Genomic DNA, 19,904 nt, shown 5'->3' with positions numbered 1-19,904 from the left:
TACACCATCCGTTCACTCACCGCTTCGACACACGAGACAGGGCCACCATACCGGTTACATCCAGTAGCGTCTCGTATGCTAATCAGCCTTCGAGGGGCAGCTGCGGCTCGGCGTCGCGCCGACGCGTGGCCGGGGCCAGACGGAAAGCCGTCCCGCCCGGGGCCGCGAACGCGTCCCAGAAATGATCGGCTACGGTGGCGGGCGACAGCGGCCCGGCCGGCCCGACCCGGCCGTCGAGAACCACCGTGCGCAGCCGGATGCCCTGGCTCGCGAGCAGCGGCGCGAGCACCTCCCCCATCGCCGCGACCCCCGCCTTGCCGACGGCGAGCGCGAACCGGCCGGCCGCCGGCTCACTGCGCGGCCCTGCGACGGTCAGCAGGACGGTCGCTCCCGGCCGGTCCGCGAGCAGCGGCGCCGCGATCTGCACCGCCGTCAACGCTCCGGTCACGTTCACCGCGAGGGTCTGGTTCATCGACTCCGCCCGCACGGCGAAGGCCGTTCCACGAATACTCAGCTTGGCGTTGTAGACCAGCACGTTCAGTCCGCCGATCTCGGCGGCCAGCCGGCCCGCCGCGGCGGCGAACGCGGCCTGGTCGGTGACGTCGGCCACCGCGCCGGCCAGCTGATGACCGGCGACGCCGAGTTCGGCAGTCACCCGACCGACCGTGTCAGCCGACCGCGAGATCACACCGAGCGAGAAGCCCTGGTCTCCGAACCTGCGCAGCAGCGGCACCCCGAACGCGGCGCCCGGCCCGACCACAATCAGACCACGGGTCGCGGACGCCTTCTCCGCACAGCCCGGGGCATCCGCGGCGTCCCTGCCGGCCGCGCCGTTGTCCATGCGCCCATCCTGACGCGCCGGCCCCGCTCCTGTGCCGATATACCCCCCGATCCGCCCGGTTCTGTTCGAAATCTGTTCGAACAGAACCGGGCCGGGCCCGCGGGCCCGGCCCGGCGTGGGCGCGGAGCCCACGAGCCGGGTTCACGCGGAGCCCACGAGCCAGGCCGGGGAGGCCCCTGCTACCCGGCCCCACCGACACTGGCCTGCCCGACCTTCTCGCGGGCGGCACCAGGCTGACCGGCTTCGATCCGGTCAGCCGCGCTCCCGCCGACCCTGCTCCGGCCGACCTTGCTCCGGCCGACCCTGCTCCGGCCGACTGTGCGGCGCCCGGCCCGCAGCCCCGGCGCCAGCCGCGACCGGCGGCGGCGGAACGGCCGGCGGTCACCCCGCACGAGGGGCCGGCCGGCGGATGCTCCGCGGCCGGGGCCCGCCTGGCCGGCGGGTGCGCCGGCCAGGCGGGCCGCCGCCTGCCGCGCCGCGGCGTTCGCGGCTCGGGTCGGAGCGGCCTTGTGGTAGGCGACGGCGAGTACGACCAGCACCGCGCCGATCACGGCCGAGATCAGCAGCAGTGCCACGATGACAGCGGCGAAAGTCCTCACCTCCAACGTGTACCCACAGCGCGCGGATGGTCACTCTTTTCGCTGATCCGCTACTCGGCGGGCGGCACCAGAACACCGGGGTTGAGGATGCCGGCGGGATCCAGCGCCGCCTTCACCGCGCGCAGGACCGCGACCCCCGCCTCCCCGATCTCCTCCTGGATCCAGGGCCGATGGTCGGTGCCGACCGCGTGGTGGTGGGTGATCGTGCCCCCGTTCGCCATGATGGCGTCACCGGCGGCGCGCTTCGCCCGGTTCCAGCGGGAGACCGGATCGGGTCCCTGCGCGCAGACCACGGTGAAGTAGAGCGAGGCTCCCGCCGGATAGACGTGCGAGACATGGCACAGCACGGCAGCGGGCGACCCGTCGGCCTCGATGGCACCGGTCACCGCGGCGCGGACGGCGGCATACACCGCCGGCAGGTACGTCCAGTAGGCCGCCGTCTCCAGCGTCTCCGCGAAGATGCCCTCGTCGAGCAGCGCGTCCCGCAGGTAGGGGGCGTGGAAACGGCCTTCCAGCCAGTCCAGGCCGACGCCTTCTCCGAGTGCCTGCCCACCACCGGCCGCGACGACGGCCCGGACCGCCGCCGCGCGGCGGGCCACGGTGCCGGCGTCCCCTTCGTAGCCGGTCAGCAGGTAGCAGCCGCCGGGCACCGGCATCGAGGTGGGCGTCGGTGGCGCGGCCGGGGCGGCGGTCACGTCCGTCCCGGCGGTGACCGAGTTGGCCAGACCGGCCGCGGTCTCCACCTCGTCCGAGAGCCGGCACACGGTGGGCAGCAGGTCCCGCTGGGCCAGTTCGCGCAGCAGTTCCAGGCCGGTCATCAGGTTCGCGACGCGCCAGCCCTCGTAGGTGTGCCGTTCCGGTGCCGGCCGGACCCGCACCGTGACCTCGGTGATCACTCCGAACGCCCCCTCGGAGCCCAGGGCGAGCTGGCGCAGGTCGGGCCCGGCGGCGGACGCCGGCACCCGTCCGGGCTGCCAGGTGCCCACCGGGGTGGCGAGCCGCAGCCCGGTGACGATCTGGTCGAACCTTCCGTAGCCGGACGATGCCTGGCCGCTGGATCGGGTCGCGGCGAACCCGCCGATGGTGGCGTACTCCCAGGACTGCGGAACGTGCCCGAGGGTGAGCCCGTGCTCGGCCAGCAGCGCCTCGGCCGCCGGCCCCCGCAGGCCCGCGCCCAGCACGGCCGTCCCGGAGATGGTGTCGACGTCGCGCAGGCCGCCGAGGCGGCGCAGGTCGAGCGCCACGACCCCGTTCCAGGATTCGAGCGGTGCGCTCGGGGTCAGACCGCCGACCACGGAGGTCCCCCCGCCGAAGGGAACGACGGCCACCCGGTGATGGGAGCAGATCCGCAACACGGCCAGGATCTGGTTGTGGTCCGATGGGACGACCACCACGTCCGGCGCCCCCGAGGCGTCACCCGCGCGCAGCCGCAGCAGGTCGACGGTGGAGCGGCCNCGACAGTGCCGCACCCGCGACTCGCGGTCGTCCAGCACATGCTCACCGCCGACGAGAGCCCGCAGCTCGATCATCACCCTGACCGGGAGGCGGGCCGGGGGGAGCAGCACGTCCGCGAGCTTCACCGGGGGGCTGGGGCGCGCTGGGATGCCGAGCGCGCCCAGCAGATCCCGGATGGCCGCGGGCAGCGGATGGTGCTTCTCCGCCGCCCCCCAGCCCCACCAGACCGGATCCTGTCCCGCTGCACCGTGACCCTCGGGCTCGGACGTCATGGCGGCTCCTGTACCTCCTCGTCCTCTCCGACCTGGATCGGAGCGACGCTTTCGATACACTGTGACAACTGAAGCCACAGTGTCACACCACTGTCCTCGGGGCACTCCCAACACCACAGGCCGGTGAGACCGCGGCGGGAGGAGCGAGCTGGTGACCAGAGCATCCCGCCCGAAGCCCGTCCCCGCCTCCGCCTCCGCCGTTCCCGACGACGCCGTGCTCGACGCCGCGGCGGAGCTGCTCATGAGCATCGGCGTGCGCCGCACGACGCTGACCGAGGTCGCCCGCCGCGCCGGCGTCAGCCGGATGACCCTCTATCGGCGCTGGCCCGACCTGCGCTCGCTCGTCCGGGACGTGATGACCCGCGAATGGTCCCGGATCGTGACAGTCGCCGGCGCGACGGGCTCCACGGAAACAACGGGCACCGCGAACACCGCGAGCGCGCCCCGCCCAGCCNGGGAGGCGGCCCGCGCGGCACGCGCCGAGCTGGTGCGTTCCCTGGTGACGACCGCCCAGGCCTTCCACACGAATCCACTCTTCGTCAGCATCACCGAGTCCGACGGTGAGCTGCTGGCCCCGTACATCCTGGAACGGCTCGGCTCGACGCAGCTCCTGGTACTGGAACTGGTGCGCGAGCGGCTCGTCGCGGCCAGGGCGGCCGGTGCCGTCCGGGCGGGCGATCCCGCGGCCCAGGCGCGGATGGTGCTGCTCGCGACGCAGTCGTACGTTCTCTCGGCGGGCGCACTCGGCGACGAGACGACCAGGGAAGCCCTGGCCCGCGAGCTCTACCTGATGTTGGACGGCTACCTGGCCCCACCCGAAGTCCCCCGGCTCGTCGAGGGGGCGCCGTCCTCCCGGACCCGGCCGGTCGAGCAACCTGGAGCGCCCACGTGACCAGCATTCTCGAACGCTCGTCGCTCACCGCCGACCGCCGCGCCCGCGAACTCGCCGATCTCTCGGGAGGCACGGTCGTGGACCTCCTCGTCGTGGGCGGCGGTGTCACGGGCGTCGGGGTCGCGCTCGACGCGGCCTCGCGAGGGCTGTCCGTCGCACTGGTCGAGGCGCACGATCTCGCCTTCGGTACCAGCAGGTGGAGTTCGAAGCTGGTGCACGGCGGGCTGCGCTACCTGGCCGCCGGCGACCTCGGCCTCGCCCGGGAGAGCGCGGCCGAGCGCGAGATCCTCATGCGCCGCACCGCACCCCACCTGGTTCATCCGCTGCCGATCGTGCTGCCGCTCACCCGGGACGTCCCCGTTGCCTCGGCGCTGCTCGCCCGCGCCGGACTGGGCCTGGCCGACCTGCTGCGCCGCGGGGTGCGGACACCGAGCGCGGTGCTGCCGCCACCGCGCCGGCTGTCGGCCGTCGAGACGCTGGGCATGGTCCCCGGGCTGCGTGAGGCGGGGCTGCGCGGCGGGCTCCTCTACTGGGACGGCCAGCTCGTCGACGACGCCCGCCTCGTGGTGACGATCGCCCGGACGGCGGCCACGTTCGGGGCCCGGATTCTCACCCGCCTCCGAGTGCTGGCGGTACGCGACGAGAACTCGAACCACGACGAGAACTCGGCCCGCGGTGGGAGCCCGCCCCGCCGAGACGGGCTGGCGCCCGGAACCGGGGCCGGAGCCGGAGCCGGAGCCGGGCCCCTCACGGTCGATGTCCTCGACACCCTGACCGGCCGGCAGTGCCGGCTGCGGGCACGGGCCGTGGTCAATGCCACCGGTGTCTGGGCTCCGGGCCTGGCGCCGCAGATCCGGCTGCGGCCCAGCAGGGGCACGCACCTCGTTCTGCCGGCGTCGGCCTTCGGTGGCACGCCCACGGCGCTGTCGGTACCGATCCCCGGGGAGCGCAACCGGTACGCGCTCGTCCTGCCGCAGGGCGACGGCCGGGTGTACGTCGGGCTGACCGACGTACCGACCGACGAGGTCACCGAGCTGCCCGTACCGGACCACCAGGAGGTCACCCAGCTGCTGAACGTCGTGTCCGAGGTACTCGCCTCCCCGCTGGACCGAGCGGACGTCCTGGGCGTCTTCGCGGGTCTGCGCCCGCTGCTGGACGGACCGGACGGGCGCACGGCGGACCTCTCCCGGCGGCACACCATCGACATCGGGGCCGACCGAGTGATCACCGTCGTCGGCGGCAAGCTCACCACCTACCGCCGGATGGCGCAGGACGCGGTGGATGCCGCGGTCGCCCAGGCCAACCTGGATGCCGGCCCCTGCCGGACGGGCCGGCTGCCGCTGGTGGGAGCGGCCTCGCGCCGCGACCTCGCCAGCGTGCCCGCCCCGAGGCGCCTGGTGGCCCGGTACGGAACCCAGGCGCCGGCGGTGCTCGAACTCGCCCGGCACGACCCCCGACTGCTCGAACCGGTCGCCGCCGGAGTCGACGTCACCCGCGCGGAGCTGGTGTTCGCCGTCCGGCACGAGGGCGCGCTCGACGAGGCCGACCTGCTCGACCGGCGGACCCGCATCGGGCTCGTGCCCGCCGATCGCGCGGCCGCGCTCGACGCGGCGCGGGACGCGCTGGCGCACCGCACCGTGCGCACCGGCTGACCGGCCCGCCGGCCTGATCCGCCCGGCCGGACGGATCAGCCGACGGACGGATCAGTTGACGGGCCGGTCAACCGACGGGCGGGTCAGACCGTGTCGACCGTGAGGGCGGCGATCCGCTCCAGATGCGCCGGCGGGTCGCCGAACGCGCCGTACAGCCGGCGGGCCCGCTTGTAGAAGAAGTGGGCGTCGTGCTCCCAGGTGTAACCGATCCCGCCGTGGTACTGGATCATGGTTCCGGTGACGTCCCGAGCGGTCTGGCTCGCCTTCGCCTTCGCCACCGCGACGGCGAGCAGCAGGTCGTCGAGATCCGCGTCGATCGCGTACGCGGCGTACATCACCGCATGCTCGGCCATCGTCACGGCGACGTGCAGGTCGGCCAGCTGGTGCTTGAGCGCCTGGAAGGAGCCCACCGCCCGGCCGAACTGGATCCGTTCCTGGTCGTAGCGCACGGTTCTGGTCAGCGCCTCGCGGGCGATCCCGGCGAGATCGGCAGCGGTGAGCACCGCGCCCCGGCGCAGCAGGTCCTCGTACACGGCGGTGGACGAGCCGGGCAGCCGGGTCGCCGCGGCCCCGTCCAGGTCGAGCGCGGCGAGCCGGGTCGTTCCGTCGTAGCTGCGCAGCGCGGTGACGGTCACCCCCGGGGCCGCCGGGTCCACCAGGTACAGCCCGACCTCCGGGCCGCTTCCGGAGCCCGCGGCGGTCGCCGGCCCGGTCTCGGTCGCGGCGACGACGACCAGCTCGGCGATCCCCAGGTACTCCACCGGCGACGCGGCTCCCGTGAGCCGGGCCGCCCCGGAACCGGGCGGGGGCTCCTCGGACACCGGGCTCGCCACCACCGCCACACCGCCGGCCTCGTACGGCTTGCCCGCACCGCGCAGCGCCACCGTCGCGACGAGCTCACCCTCGGCGATGCGGGGCAGCAGCTCGGCCCGCTGCGCGTCCGATCCGGCGAGCCGGACCGCCTCCCCCGCCAGCACCGTCGGCAGCCAGGGCCCGGGGGTGACCCCGGCACCGAGCGCCCTGGCGACCACCTGGGCGTCGAGGATCCCCAGGCCCAGTCCGTCGGCGCTCTCGGGGATGCACACGGCGAGCCAGCCCTGCTCCCCGACCGCCTTCCACAGCTCCGGCGGATGCCCGTCGCCGTCCACGTTCTCGAACACCGCGCGCACGGCGCTCAGGTCGAACCTGTCGTTCAGGAAGTCCCGGACGGTCTCGCCCAGGGCCCGTTGCTCGTCAGTCAGCGCGAAGAACACTTCAATGGTCCCTTCCGGACTCGGCGCCTCACCCCACGGCGCCCAGGGGCACGGCGCGGCGCCGCGCTCCCCCAGCTCAGCGAGGCAGGCCGAGCACCCGCTCGGCGACGATGTTGCGCTGCACCTGGGACGACCCGCCCCAGATCGTGACGGACCTGCTCCAGAACCCCTCGGCGTTCAGCGCGGTGAGGTCGAGACCGTCGACCGGCACGTCGATCGCGACGTCCGAGCCCAGCAGGTCGTCGAAGGTCTCGAAGAGGTCCTGGTAGGTCTCGGACCACTGCAGCTTCGTCATGGACGACTCCGAGCCGAGGTCGACTCCCTGCTCCACCCTGGTCAGCACGTGCATCGCGTGGTAGCGCAGGCACTCCAGCTCGACCATCCGCCGCCCCAGCTCCTGGCGCAGCACCGGGTCCCTGTCCCGCCCGAGTACCCGGGCCGCCCGCACGATCTCGTCGTAGGAGCGCCGGAACGAGGTGTACTGCAGGATGCCGGAGGCACCCCGCTCGAACGACAGCAGCAGCATGGCCGTGGCCCAACCGTTACCGAGACCGCCCAGGCACTCGCTGGCGGGGACCCGCGCGTTGGTGAAGAACACCTCGCCGAACTCGGTGGCGCCGCTCATCTGCCGCAGCGGCCGGACCTCGACGCCCTCCTGGTGCATGTCGATGAGCAGCATGGACAGGCCGCGGTGACGCTGGCTGCCCGCCTCCGTGCGGACCAGGGTGAAGATCTTGTCGCCGTGGCTGGCGTTCGTCGTCCAGACCTTCTGGCCGTTGACGATGATCTCCTCACCGTCGGCCACCCCCGCCGTCCGCAGCGAGGCGAGGTCGGAGCCCGCGTCGGGTTCGGAGAACCCCTGGCACCAGATGACCTCGCTGCGCAGCAGCGGCCGGATGATCTCGCGCTTCTGCGCGTCGGTCCCGATGGCCATGATGGTCGGGGCGAGGAAGGCGAGGCCGAGCGAGTTCACCGTCGAGGGCGCCCTGGCGTGCGCCATCTCCTCGTCGTAGATCGCCTTCATCCCGGGCGTTCCGCCGCGCCCGCCGTACTCGGTGGGCCAGTCGATACCGGCGAACCCGGCGTCGAACTTGCGCTGCTCCCAGTCACGGCGCAGCTCGAAGCCCTCGTCGTCGGGCACGCTCGCCCAGAAACCGGGCCGCTGCCACTCGGCCGGGATGTTGTCGGCGAGCCACCCACGGAGGTCCGCGCGGAACGCCTCCTCGGCGGCGCTGAAGGTCAGGTCCATGTCGTTGCTTCCTCCGGGTCAGGTCGTGCCGGGCCGCTCCTGGAAGGTGCGACCCAGGCGGCTCACGACGAGATCGGAACGATTCGCGCACCAGCATGCCCCATTGGTGTTCCGCCTGTCGCCTTAAGTCACCCCGCTCCGCGGGCTGCCGAGGTCAGGGGCACCGGCACCGCGGCGGCACCGGTATCGCGGCCGTTCGGACGCCGCGGCGAGCACCGGTCCGACACCTGATCTCCGTCTTCCGTTCATCACGACGTGAGCGGCCGGCACCGACTGCCGGCACGATGGGGTGCGGCGGCCGCGGCCGGCGGGACACGGGCCACCGCCCGGCAACAGCGGCGGCCCGCCCGACAGCACCGGTGGCCAGCGACAACCACGGGCGGCCCGCCCGAGAGCACAGCCAGCACAGCGCCGAAGGGGGACCCCAGGTATGACCGGTACCGCACGCCTCGACCCGGCCAGCCGGGCAGCCGCGCTACGGCGGATGCGCGCCGAGCCGGTGGACGTCGTCGTGATCGGTGGTGGCGTCACCGGTGCCGGAGCGGCGCTCGACGCCGCAACCCGTGGCCTTTCAGTAGCCCTGCTGGAGGCCCGGGATCTCGCCGCCGGCACGTCCAGCCGGTCCAGCAAGCTGATCCACGGCGGACTGCGCTACCTGGAGCAGCTCAACGGCACGCTCGTCCGGGAGGCGCTGCGGGAGCGCTCGCTGCTCCTGGAGACGCTCGCGCCGCACCTGGTGCGCGCCATCCCCTTCCTGCTCCCGTTGACCCACCACGGCTGGGAACGCGCCTACATCGGCAGCGGCGTCCTGCTCTACGACACGCTCGGGCAGGGCCTGGGCCGCATCGCGCCCCGGCCCGGAGGTGACGGCGGCGCCCCCCGGAACGGGGGTGTTCCCCATCACCGGCACCTGACCCGCAAGGCGGCGCTGCGCGAGTTCCCGTCGCTGCGCGCCGACGCGCTCGTCGGCGCCATCCAGTACTGGGACGGCCAGGTCGACGACGCGCGGCACACGATGTTCGTCGCCCGCACGGCCGCCCGATACGGCGCGCTGGTCGCCACCAGCGCCCAGGTGACCGGGCTCGTCCGGGAAGGCGACCGGGTCGCCGGTGTCCAGGTGCGGGACCTGGAGAACGGTGTGGATCTCCAGGTCCGGGCAGCCGCGACGATCAACGCCACCGGGGTGTGGACGGATGAAATCCAGGCGATGGTCGGCGGGCGCGGGCGGCTGTCGGTGCGGGCCTCCAAGGGCGTGCACATCGTCGTTCCGCGCGACCGGGTGCACGGCTCCACCGGGCTGATCCTGCGCACCGAGAAGAGTGTCCTTTTCGTGATCCCCTGGGGCAGTCACTGGATCATCGGCACCACCGACACCGACTGGAACCTCGACCTCGCCCACCNCTCCGCCACCAGCGCGGACATCAGCTACCTGCTGGACACCGTGAACCGGGTGCTGCGCACACCCCTGACGACCGACGACATCATCGGCGTCTACGCGGGCCTGCGGCCGCTGCTGGCGGGCGAGTCGGACGACACCGCCCAGCTCTCCCGGGAACACGCCGTCGTCAGCCCGGCACCCGGGCTGACCATGGTCGCCGGCGGGAAGTACACCACCTACCGGGTGATGGCCGCGGACGCCGTCGACGCGGCGGTGGCCGGGATGGAGCAGGCGGCGGCGCCGTCCTGCACGGAGCGGGTCCCGCTGCTGGGCGCGGACGGCTACCCGGCGCTGTGGAACGCCCGGGAACGCCTCGCCCGCGGGTCCGGGCTGCCGGTGGACCGGGTGGAGCACCTGCTGCGCCGCTACGGGACGCTGGTGGAGGAGGTGCTGGAGCTTGTCGCGGCCCGGCCCGAGCTCGGCGAGCCGCTGCCCGGCGCGCCGGAGTACCTGACCGCCGAGGCCGTCTACGCCGCCTCGCACGAGGGCGCGCTGCACCTGGAGGACGTCCTCACCCGGCGCACCCGCATCTCGATCGAGACCGCGGATCGCGGGCTGGCGGCGGCCCCGCGGGTCGCCGAGGTCGTCGCCCCGGTGCTCGGCTGGAACTCCGAGGCCCGCGACCGGGAGATCGAGCTCTACCGGGCCCGGGTCGCCGCCGAGCTCGAGTCCCAGCGCCAGCCGGACGACCAGGCCGCGGACGCCGCCCGGCTGGATGCCCCCGACGCCCGGCCGGTCGCACGGGCGGGTCGCGGGGCAGCCGCCCCGGCCTGACCGCCCCGGTCGGGCCGCGCCGGTCGGGCCGCGCCGGTCGGGCCGCGCCGGTCGGACCTGGGGCCGGAGACGGATCCGACCGCACGGCGAGGTTTTGTCGACCTTGAAGCTGGTACCTAGACGACCATGGAACTCATCCTCTGGCTCATCGCCGTCATCCTCGTCGTCGGGGGCATCGTCTCCCTGGTCCGCGGCGCGATCCTGTACGGGATCGTGCTGATCGTCGTCGGTCTGCTCGTCGGCCCGGGCGGGGTCTCGATCTTCACCTGATGAGGGGTGCCACCGCCTCGCCGGTGGTGGAGACGGCCCGCGGGCCGGCCGCCGGTCACCCGCCGCCCGGCCGCCCTCGTTCCGGTGGGGCCCCACCGGAACGGACCCCGTCAGAGCCCGTATTCCTCCAGGAGGCGCAGCCAGACCTCACTCACCGTGGGAAACGACGGCACCGCGTGCCACAGGTCCTCCAACCGGACCGCGCCGACGATGGCGATCGCGGCGCCGTGCACCAGCTCCTGGGTGTCGTGGCCGACGAAGGTCGCGCCGACCAGCACCCGCCGCGTGGCGTCCACGACGAGCTGGGAGGTACCGACCGCGTCGGTACCGCGCACGGAGGAACCGGCCACCGAGCCGGTCGGGACGGCCACGGTGCGGACGTCGAGGCCGGCGGCGCGGGCCGCCTCCTCGGAGATCCCGACCGCGCTGACCTGCGGATCGGTGAACGTCACCCGGGCGATCACCCCGGGGTCCGCGCGGTCGGCCGCCGGCCGGCCCGCCGGGTCGGCCCGGCCGCTGATGACGTCCGCCGCCACCCGGGCCTGGTACTTGCCCTGGTGGGTCAGCAGCGCCCGGCCGTTGACGTCGCCGACGGCGTAGAGCCAGTGCCCGGTGCCGCCGGTGCCGCCAGTGGCCCCAGTTGCCCCGGTGACGCGCAGCTGGTCGTCGACCTCGATGAATCCGTGCCCCGGCAGGCCGACGGAGGGCAGGCCGAGGTCGGCTGTCGCCGCCGTCCGGCCGACGGCCACCAGCAGCTCGTCGGCGACGATCCGCTCGGGTTCGCCCGCGTCGTCCAGCCCCACCACCACCGGCCCGCGCCCCGTCCCGCCGGCCGGCATCTCCCGACGGACCGACACCGCCCGGCGTCCGGTGTGCACGACGATGCCCTCCGCCTCGAAGGCCGCGCGCACCTCCTCCCCGGCGAACGGTTCCTCGCGGGCGAGCAGGCGCGGCCCGCCCTCGACGATCGTGACCTCCTCGCTGCCGAGGCGACGGAACGCCTGGGCGAGCTCGGCACCGACCGCTCCGCCGCCGAGCACCGCGAGCCGGCGGGGCACCTCGCGCGCGCCCGTCGCCGTGCGGTTGTCCCAGACATCCGCCTCGGCCAGGCCGGGAATCGGCGGCAGCGTGGCCCGGGTTCCCGTCGCCAGCACGACCGCCCGGGACGCGCCCAGGACCCGTTCGGAGCCGTCGGGCCCGCGCACCGCGACCCTGCGCTCACCGACCAGCCGGCCCACCCCGCGCACGACCGTGACGCCCCGCTCCCGCAGCCAGGGAAGCTGGCCCTCATCGGAGTAGCCGCCGACGATCTCGTCCCGCCGGGCGAACGCCGCCGCCGCGTCGACACCGCCGGTCACGGCGGTCGCCGCACCGGGAGCGGCCCGCGCCGCCGCCAGCAGCTCACCCGGCCGGATGAGGGTCTTGCTGGGAATGCACCCCCAGTAGGAGCACTCTCCGCCGACCCGCTCACGCTCGACGATGACCACCGAGAGGCCGGCCTCGGCGCACCTGCCCGCGAGCACCTCACCGGCCGGACCAGCGCCGATCACGATCACGTCGGCCTCGTCCACAGCACCGGCGGGCTCGGCCGGCCGGGTGCCGTCGATCCTGCTCATGGGTACGCCCTCCGCCTGGGAAGTGACCGGAAAGAGCCACCATCTCACCAGGTGTGTCCCCGGCGGCCGACCCGCGGCGCGTGGGGCGCACGCGCCGTGACCGAGGCCGCGCCGTGGTGTGGCCGCGCCACCGGCAGGATGGAGCGTGAGGACCTCACCTTCGACCGGTCCGTGCAGGACCACCGGGAGTTCAGATGCAGCTCGGAATGATCGGACTCGGCCGGATGGGCGCGAACCTCGTTCGCCGGCTTATGCGCGACGGGCACGAATGTGTGGTCTATGACGTGAATTCCGAGGCAGTGCGGACCCTCGCCGCCGAGGGCGCGGTCGGCGTGAGCTCGCTCGCGGACTTCGCCGCCGCACTGCGGACCCCGCGGGCGGCCTGGGTGATGGTGCCCGCGGGGCTGACCGGGCAGACCGTGTTCGAGCTCGCGGACCACTTCGAGGCCGATGACGTGATCATCGACGGCGGCAACTCCTACTACCGGGACGACGTCGACCGGGCCGCGAAGCTCGCCGAGCGCGGCGTGCACTACGTGGACGTCGGCACCTCGGGCGGGGTGTTCGGCCTGGAGCGCGGCTACTGTCTCATGATCGGTGGAGAGCCGCGGATCGCCGCCCGGCTGGAGCCGCTGTTCGAGACCATCGCCCCGGGCGTGGACACCGCGCCGCGGACTCCCGGTCGGACTGGCGAGGTGGCCCAGGCGGAGAAGGGCTACCTCTACTGTGGCCCGAACGGGGCGGGCCATTTCGTCAAGATGATCCACAACGGGATCGAATACGGCATGATGGCCGCTTTCGCCGAGGGCATGGGCATTCTGGAGAAGGCGGGGATCGGTCGGTCACAGGCCGCGCTGCACGACGCGGAGACCGCCCCACTGGCGCATCCCGAGTACTACCAGTACGACTTCGACATCGCCTCGGTCGCCGAGGTGTGGCGGCGCGGGAGCGTGGTCAGCTCCTGGCTGCTGGACCTGACCGCCGCCGCGCTGGTCGAGGATCCCGAGCTGGCCGCTTTCGGCGGCCGGGTCTCCGACTCCGGCGAGGGGCGCTGGACGGTGCTGGCCGCCGTCGAGGAAGGAGTCCCCGCCCATGTGCTGACCGCGTCGCTCTACGAGCGGTTCAGCTCCCGGGGTGAATCGCTCTACGCGGACAAGCTGCTCTCGGCCATGCGCAAGCAGTTCGGCGGGCACGCAGAGAAGAAGGCGCAGAGCTGACGGCGTCGCGGCCACACAGCGCCCTGCCCCCGGTGGCACCGCCGCCGGGGGCAGGGCCGCCGGGGCGGGGCCATCTCACCGCGACGCGGCGGTCACCGCTGGTCGCCGGAGGCCGCGACGCTCGCCTGGTCACCCATGATGATCATTGGATGGCTGCTCGGGGTCAGCCAGTGCAGCACGGCCTCCATCGAGGGCTGGGGAAGGCTGACGCACCCGCGGGTGGGGGTGTTGTGATCCACGTGTAGCCAGATGTCACCCCCGGCCGCCTTGCCCATCGGGCGGGTGGGGTCCGAGGGCGGGTGCCCGGGCAGGCGGTTGTAGTCGATCGCCACGACGTAGTTGAACGCCTCGCCCATCGGGTCACCGGCGTAGCTGCCGGCCTGGTAGAAGGACGGGCGGTACTCATACGGCAGGGCCGTGCCCGGGTCCGCGTAGCGCCCGCCCGCCGCGGTGAGGCTGTAGACGCCGATCGGACTGCGAAGATCGCCCTCGACGTGGTCGTCCGTCCACCCGTTGGCGCCGTTGCGACCCGAGATCTCCGCCCCGAACGGCGTCCAGGGATCGTCCTCGCCCGCCCGCTGCCAGAGCACGACGCGGTTCACCGTCGCGGACCGGTCCGCGGCGGTGACGACGATGACCTGCCGGGTCGCTGCGGGGATCCGCGACATCATCAGATCTCCCACGCCTGGAATCGCGCCGCGTGTCATGTGCCCGATCGTGTCCTCTTCCCTGAGGCCAGCAGCATCGTGAGCGGCCCGGGCCGATGCGTCGCCCGCGGGCCTTCCGTCGTCCCGACCGGAGCCTCCCCCGCCGGTGGCGGCGGAGGCGGCGCGCGGCACCTCACTGCGGGCCGCCGTCGCCGAAATCTCCGGCTCGTCTCCGGACCCTGCCACGTGCAGCGCCCCGGCGGCGCCAACGACCAGTGTGACACCGACCGCGGCCACCCCGATGGCCACTGACTGCGCGGCCACGCGACCACCGCGCACGTCCTGTTCTCGGCGCCCTTTGGACCGCCTCGATTTACGGTGTGTCGCCATTCCTCCGACCTCCAGGCCGAAGCCGCGCCACTCCGGCCACCTCCGAGCCCCCGCGTTGTTTACCACCATCACACGCCCAAGCAAGCCGCTGTGTGGCAACACGCCTCAACATCGCGGACGTGCCGGTCGCACACGATACGGCCCCGCGGCGCCGGCACCTCGAACGGCGTGCGGACGGACCACCTGCCCGCCACGGGCACCGGGATCACAGCGCCAGCTGTGAGGCGGTTTTTCCACAGGCCCCGAATCCACCATGGACACAATGGACGCCCAATGCCCATGGTTCGGTATGGCCTCCAGCGCGGGCGGGCTCTCCTGGCGGGAGATCGCCGACCTTCAGTCAGGCGTCATCAGTGAACGTGACGCCATCGGTACGGGTCTGACCCGGGCGGACATCCGCGCCCAGCTCGCCGCCGGAACCTGGCGGCAGCCTGCCCGGGGCGTTCTGCTCACCACGGCCGGTCCGCCGACCTGGGCGCAGCGATCCTGGGTGGCGGTGCTCGCGGGTGGCCCGGGGGCCGTGCTCGGCGGCGCCACGGCCGCGGCGCTGGACGGCCTGGCCGGGCACGACGACCCGGTCGTGACAGTGCTCGTCCCACCCGAGCGCAGGTACGCGCCGATGGCGGGGGCCACCTTCCGCCGCACCGCCCGCCTGTCCCCCGCCGAGGTGCACGGGACCCGGCTGCCGCCGCGCACCGTTCCGGCCCGCTCCGTGATCGACATGGCCGAGTGGTCTGACGACCGTGACACCGCACGCGCCGTCATCGTCGACGCCGTCAGCCAGGGCTTCGTCACCATCGACGCGCTCCGCCGGGCGCTGGCGGCCCGCGGCCCGATCACCCGCCGCACCCTGATCGGCGACACCGTCGACGACCTCACCCGGCGCACGCCCCGCATGCTGGAACGGCTGTACCGGCAGATCGAGATCTCGGCCGCGCTGCCCGCCGGGCGACCACTTGCCGCGGACTCCCCCGAGCGGCCCACCGGCCGACTCGACGTCTGGTACGGGTCCCGGCGCCTGCTCGTACGTGTCGGCCAGCCGGGGTCGCGGCGGGCGGCCCGTCCAACTGGGCGGCGAATCCTCGACATCCCCACAGAGCAGCTCTGGCAGGCGCCACGGGAGGTCGCGGCCCTGGTCGCGGCCGCGCTGCACGATCACCGACCGCACGACCACCCGCCACACGAAGGGCCGCCGCTCGACGGGAAGCCGCTCCACGAACACCACGAAGCGGTAGGTGAGGAAGCCGTCGAAGGTGACCAGGGGGTGGCGGAGAGAAGCGGTCTGCCGTAGCGTCAGCCGAAATGCGGGAGCTTCCACCCTGGGAGGCTGAGAGGGCGGCCGGGCACGAGCCGGCGCCGCCGACCGCCTGAACCTGTCCGGGTAATTCCGGCGTAGGGAGTGATCAAAGGTGGTGCGTCACATCCAGCCCACGCATTCCGAATCGTCCTCGTCCGACAACACGCCGTTGTCCGACAACACGCCGGTCTCGCCGGGGCTGCCCGCCCGGCAGTCACCGGCCTCCCCCGCGCCCGCCGAAACGGCGGGCATCCTGGCCCGACCATTCCCCGGAAGCAGGAAGACCTATCTGGCCGGTTCCCGGCCAGATCTACGGGTGCCGATGCGCGAGGTCGCGCTGAGCACCGGCGACAGTCTCGTCCTGTACGACACCTCCGGGCCCTACACCGACCCGGGCGCCGGCGTGGACGTTCGGCGCGGGCTCCCGGCGCTGCGGGCGGGCTGGATCGCCGCCCGCGGCGACACGGAGGAGATCACGGGACGTCCGGTCCAGCCGGCGGACGACGGCCGGCCGGCCGGCGGCGGTGCCCACGGCGGCGGTGCCCTGGATGGCGCCGCGGGGCCGGACGGTGCCTTCGTCGGCTCCGGGAGCCCACCGCGGCGGGCGCTCCCCGGCCGGGCGGTGACCCAGCTCGCGTATGCCAGGCGCGGTGAGATCACTCCGGAGATGGAGTTCGTAGCCCTGCGGGAGGGCCTCTCACCGGAGCTGGTGCGCGACGAGGTCGCCAGCGGGCGCGCGGTGCTGCCGGCGAACGTGAACCACCCGGAGAGCGAGCCGATGGCCATCGGCCGAAACCTCCTGGTGAAGATCAACGCGAACATCGGCAACTCGGCCGTGGCCTCCTCCGTCGAGGAGGAGGTCGAGAAGATGGTGTGGGCCACGAGGTGGGGCGCCGACACCGTCATGGACCTGTCCACCGGGAAGAACATCCACACCACCCGCGAGTGGATCATCCGGAACTCGCCCGTCCCGATCGGGACGGTGCCGATCTACCAGGCGCTGGAGAAGGTCGGCGGCAAGGCCGAGGAGCTCACCTGGGAGGTCTACCGGGACACCGTCATCGAGCAGGCCGAGCAGGGTGTGGACTACATGACCGTCCACGCCGGGGTCCTGCTGCGCTATGTGCCGATGACCGCCCGGCGCAAGACCGGCATCGTCTCCCGCGGCGGGTCGATCCTGGCCGCGTGGTGCCTGGCCCACCATCAGGAGAACTTCCTCTACACCAACTTCGCCGAGCTCTGCGAGATCCTGCGCGCCTACGACGTCACCTTCTCCCTCGGTGACGGCCTGCGCCCCGGCTCGATCGCCGACGCCAACGACCCCGCGCAGCTCGCGGAGCTGGCGACGCTGGGCGAGCTGACCTCGGTGGCGTGGGAGCACGACGTCCAGGTCATGATCGAAGGGCCGGGGCACGTACCCCTGCACAAGATCAAGGAGAACGTGGACCTGCAGCGCGAGCTGTGCCACGACGCACCCTTCTACACCCTCGGGCCGCTCACCACCGACATCGCGCCCGGGTACGACCACATCACCTCCGCGATCGGCGCGGCGATGATCGGCTGGTACGGCACCGCGATGCTCTGCTACGTGACGCCCAAGGAGCACCTCGGCCTGCCCGACCGTGAGGACGTGAAGGCCGGCGTCATCGCCTACAAGATCGCCGCCCACGCGGCGGACCTGGCGAAGGGGCACCCGGGCGCGCAGGCCTGGGACGACGCCCTCTCCGACGCCCGGTTCGACTTCCGCTGGGACGACCAGTTCAACCTCTCCCTGGACCCGGAGACGGCGCGGGAGTACCACGACGAGACACTGCCCGCCGCGCCGGCGAAAACCGCCCACTTCTGCTCGATGTGCGGTCCGCACTTCTGCTCGATGCGCATCACGCAGGACGTCCGCAAGTACGCGGCCGAGCACGGCCTGGACACCGAGGAAGCCGTCCAGGCGGGGCTCGCCGAGAAGTCGCGGGAGTTCGCCGAGCAGGGTGCCCGGATCTACCTGCCGCTCGCCGACCAGCAGACTCCCTGACCCGACCGCCCGCCTGACCCGACCGCCCGCAAACGGCCGCGCCCGCCCGCGGCCGTCGGCGGGCCGCCACTCACCCGCACGCTCACCCGCCGGCCGCCGCCCACGCCTCGGGCGGCGGCCGGCGCACGTCCCGGTCGCGCACGTCCCGGCCGGGCCAGCGGGCTCAGCCCTCCTTGCGCGCGACCACCCGGTAGGTGTTCGAGCGCCTCCCCCGCACCAGCCACGGACGGCTCAGACCGTCCAGCACGACGGCGAGCAGCAGCGGCACGATCGAGGCCAACAGCAGGGGCACCCGCAGCACCCGCCGCGCGGGCGACGATCGGCGGGGATCCACCCACGGCTCGGGCTTCGGGGCGAGGGACTGGATCAGCAGGCCCAGCGCACGGGCGAGATCACCCGGGCGGTGGGCCGGGCCGAACTGGACCACGATCGGCCGCAGCCCGCGGTCCTCCAGCGCCGCCAGCAGGTTGTCGACCGGGATGAGATGCAGCCGGCGCGGCACGTCCCAGCCAGACCAGTAGCGCCCCAGCCACCGCGCCGGCGGGCACTCGGGATTCGGCAGCTCGATCAGCAGGTGGCCGCCGGGTGCCAGCGCTTTGGCCGCGCCGTCCAGCTCCTCGGACGGATACCGGGTGCGCTCCAGGTAACCGAACATGCTGATCACGTCGTACCGCCCGGCCAGATCGTCCGCGACCTGCACCAGTTCGCCCTGGAAGGCCGCGTCCACCCAGCCCCGCGCGTGGGCCTCGTCGACCGAGTCGGTGACGTCGAGGCCCCCGAACGCAGTCGCGGGCCAGCGCTGGCGGGCGACGTTGCAGAAATGCCCGACGCCGGTGCCGACATCCAGCCAGGCCCGCGGCTGGGCGTAGGGGCGCAGCAGCTCGGCGCGGGCGCGGTCCGCCGCCGCCTCCCGCGCGCGGGCGTGTTCGGCGGTCTCGGTGGCGAGGCCGTCCCGCCAGTCCCGCTCGTAGTAGTCCTGGCCGTCGGGGGTGAGCGCCGGGTTGACGAAGACGTGACCGCACCGACGGCAGTCGTCGAGCCGGAAGCTGCCCGGCTTGCCCATCGTCAGGTCCGTCGACCGCAGCCGGGCCGCCAGCTGCCCGGACCCGCACCACGGGCACTCGGTGCTGGTCGCATCGCGCAGCCGCCCGACGCGGCGGACGCGAGCGCCGTACCACGCCGCCGCCTCGTCCCGGCGGCGCTGCCGGTCCTCCTTCAGCGGGTCGGCGGGCAGGCCGGCGGCCTTCGCCCTGGCGGCCTGCCGCCCCGCGCGGACCGAGTGGACGACGAACAGCACGATGCCGAGGATGCGCACGATCGGACTACGGATCAGGTCACGGGGGGCGAGCGGAACTCGTCCGGCGCAGACGAAGAACGGCTGGAACCAGAACAGCGCCATCGCCACCAGCGCTATCGGCTGGCTGACCTGGGCACCGATCGCCGTCCCGATGTGCGGCGCGAACGGCATGTACAGGCTGGCCGGGGTGCACGCGTACGCGCGTTGCTGCACCCGCACCCGCATCGCGGCGTCGTCCCGGGCGGCCCGCACCCCGTGCACGACAGCGAGATCGGTGGCGTTCGGTGCGTACCGCTTGAGCTGGGTGGTGATGTCGACCAGCTCGACCGGGCTGAACCCCTCGCGGCGCGTGATGCCGACCCGCTCCAGCAGGTCACGATGCACCAGAACAGCCTGGAAGGCCCCCCGCCCCGGGGCCGAGCGGTCGGCCCGGTAGGTGCGGGTGTCCACCATCCGCGCGACGTCGAGTGCCCGTTCGACGGTGAGGTCACCCGGGACGAGATCCAGGACCAGCAGCCGTTCCCGCCGGGCATGGTTACTCGCGGCGCGACGGGCGGCCTCGGGCAGGCGGACGCCCTCGGCGACGAGGAAGACGTGGGCCGGATCCACCGGCCGGCCGGACGCGGCGACGGTGTCCAGCCGACGCAGCCGGCCGCGCAGGCGGATGCCGTTCACGACCAGGCCCACGCAGACCAGGACAGGCAGCAGGAACAGCATGT

13 protein-coding genes, 3 pseudogenes and 1 riboswitch are annotated in these 19,904 nt (G+C 73.5%); of the genes and pseudogenes, 8 read left to right on the top strand and 8 right to left on the bottom strand.

The genetic code is table 11. From position 1 onward, the window contains the following. Positions 1-82 precede the first annotated feature (82 nt). The 3 genes and pseudogenes from UG55_RS10975 to UG55_RS10965 form a co-directional block, all read right to left on the bottom strand. The gene (locus UG55_RS10975; RefSeq protein ID WP_066066698.1) at positions 83-841 is read right to left on the bottom strand and encodes an SDR family NAD(P)-dependent oxidoreductase; all 759 of its coding nucleotides are present in this window, start codon (positions 839-841) and stop codon (positions 83-85) included. Between the two features lie 179 nt (positions 842-1,020). Beyond that, the gene (locus tag UG55_RS10970; RefSeq protein ID WP_128422938.1) at positions 1,021-1,440 is read right to left on the bottom strand and encodes a hypothetical protein; all 420 of its coding nucleotides are present in this window, start codon (positions 1,438-1,440) and stop codon (positions 1,021-1,023) included. A 50-nt stretch (positions 1,441-1,490) separates the two neighbouring features. Next, a pseudogene (locus UG55_RS10965) lies at positions 1,491-2,894 on the bottom strand (FAD-binding oxidoreductase); the annotation flags it as partial. 514 nt (positions 2,895-3,408) lie between these two features. Here UG55_RS10965 and UG55_RS35320 point away from each other — a divergent pair. Continuing rightward, a pseudogene (locus UG55_RS35320) lies at positions 3,409-3,621 on the top strand (TetR/AcrR family transcriptional regulator); the annotation flags it as partial. Positions 3,622-4,055: 434 nt separating this feature from the next. After that, positions 4,056-5,711 (top strand): glycerol-3-phosphate dehydrogenase/oxidase, encoded by a 1,656-nt coding sequence (locus UG55_RS10955; protein ID WP_066066690.1) that lies wholly within the window; start codon positions 4,056-4,058, stop codon positions 5,709-5,711. Between the two features lie 83 nt (positions 5,712-5,794). Here UG55_RS10955 and UG55_RS10950 read toward each other — a convergent pair whose 3' ends face one another. Both UG55_RS10950 and UG55_RS10945 read right to left on the bottom strand, forming a co-directional pair. Beyond that, positions 5,795-6,964 (bottom strand): acyl-CoA dehydrogenase family protein, encoded by a 1,170-nt coding sequence (locus UG55_RS10950; protein ID WP_066066688.1) that lies wholly within the window; start codon positions 6,962-6,964, stop codon positions 5,795-5,797. 76 nt (positions 6,965-7,040) lie between these two features. Then, entirely contained in the window at positions 7,041-8,213 is a 1,173-nt protein-coding gene (locus UG55_RS10945) for an acyl-CoA dehydrogenase family protein (RefSeq protein WP_066066686.1), read from the bottom strand. 430 nt (positions 8,214-8,643) lie between these two features. Here UG55_RS10945 and UG55_RS35315 point away from each other — a divergent pair. The 3 genes and pseudogenes from UG55_RS35315 to UG55_RS29450 form a co-directional block, all read left to right on the top strand. After that, positions 8,644-9,613 (top strand): annotated as a pseudogene (locus tag UG55_RS35315) (glycerol-3-phosphate dehydrogenase/oxidase); the annotation flags it as partial. A gap of 1 nt (position 9,614) precedes the next feature. After that, a partial coding sequence (locus UG55_RS35310) for a glycerol-3-phosphate dehydrogenase C-terminal domain-containing protein (protein WP_304440402.1) occupies positions 9,615-10,425 on the top strand: 811 nt, incomplete at its 5' end. 126 nt (positions 10,426-10,551) lie between these two features. Continuing rightward, a complete protein-coding gene (locus UG55_RS29450) occupies positions 10,552-10,695 on the top strand; it encodes a GPGG-motif small membrane protein (protein ID WP_199865103.1) in 144 nt (47 codons plus the stop codon). A gap of 110 nt (positions 10,696-10,805) precedes the next feature. Here the strand turns inward: UG55_RS29450 and UG55_RS10935 are convergent, their stop codons facing one another. Beyond that, positions 10,806-12,311, bottom strand: coding sequence for an NAD(P)/FAD-dependent oxidoreductase (locus tag UG55_RS10935; RefSeq protein ID WP_066066681.1), 1,506 nt, complete (start codon positions 12,309-12,311; stop codon positions 10,806-10,808). Between the two features lie 194 nt (positions 12,312-12,505). Here UG55_RS10935 and gnd point away from each other — a divergent pair, with 194 nt between their 5' ends. Beyond that, positions 12,506-13,528 carry a phosphogluconate dehydrogenase (NAD(+)-dependent, decarboxylating) gene (gene gnd, locus UG55_RS10930; protein WP_066066679.1) on the top strand — a complete coding sequence of 341 codons (1,023 nt, stop codon included), beginning with the start codon at positions 12,506-12,508 and terminating at the stop codon, positions 13,526-13,528. Positions 13,529-13,620: 92 nt separating this feature from the next. On the opposite strand, the gene UG55_RS10925 is transcribed toward gnd, so the two are convergent. Next, complete coding sequence (locus tag UG55_RS10925; RefSeq protein WP_313954602.1) at positions 13,621-14,235, bottom strand: L,D-transpeptidase family protein; 615 nt, start codon at positions 14,233-14,235, stop codon at positions 13,621-13,623. Between the two features lie 619 nt (positions 14,236-14,854). On the opposite strand from UG55_RS10925, the gene UG55_RS10920 reads away from it, so the two are divergent. Further along, complete coding sequence (locus tag UG55_RS10920) at positions 14,855-15,856, top strand: hypothetical protein (protein WP_066066675.1); 1,002 nt, start codon at positions 14,855-14,857, stop codon at positions 15,854-15,856. A gap of 3 nt (positions 15,857-15,859) precedes the next feature. After that, positions 15,860-15,981, top strand: a riboswitch (TPP riboswitch). 203 nt (positions 15,982-16,184) lie between these two features. Beyond that, complete coding sequence (thiC, locus tag UG55_RS10915) at positions 16,185-17,888, top strand: phosphomethylpyrimidine synthase ThiC (protein WP_396230870.1); 1,704 nt, start codon at positions 16,185-16,187, stop codon at positions 17,886-17,888. A 163-nt stretch (positions 17,889-18,051) separates the two neighbouring features. On the opposite strand, the gene UG55_RS10910 is transcribed toward thiC, so the two are convergent. Continuing rightward, entirely contained in the window at positions 18,052-19,902 is a 1,851-nt protein-coding gene (locus tag UG55_RS10910) for a class I SAM-dependent methyltransferase (RefSeq protein WP_066066670.1), read from the bottom strand. Positions 19,903-19,904 lie beyond the last annotated feature (2 nt).

This window comes from Frankia sp. EI5c, assembly GCF_001636565.1.
Lineage (GTDB): Bacteria > Actinomycetota > Actinomycetes > Frankiales > Frankiaceae > Parafrankia.
Note: the sequence above shows the minus strand (reverse complement) of the source record. Positions and strands in the feature narration are given on the sequence as shown.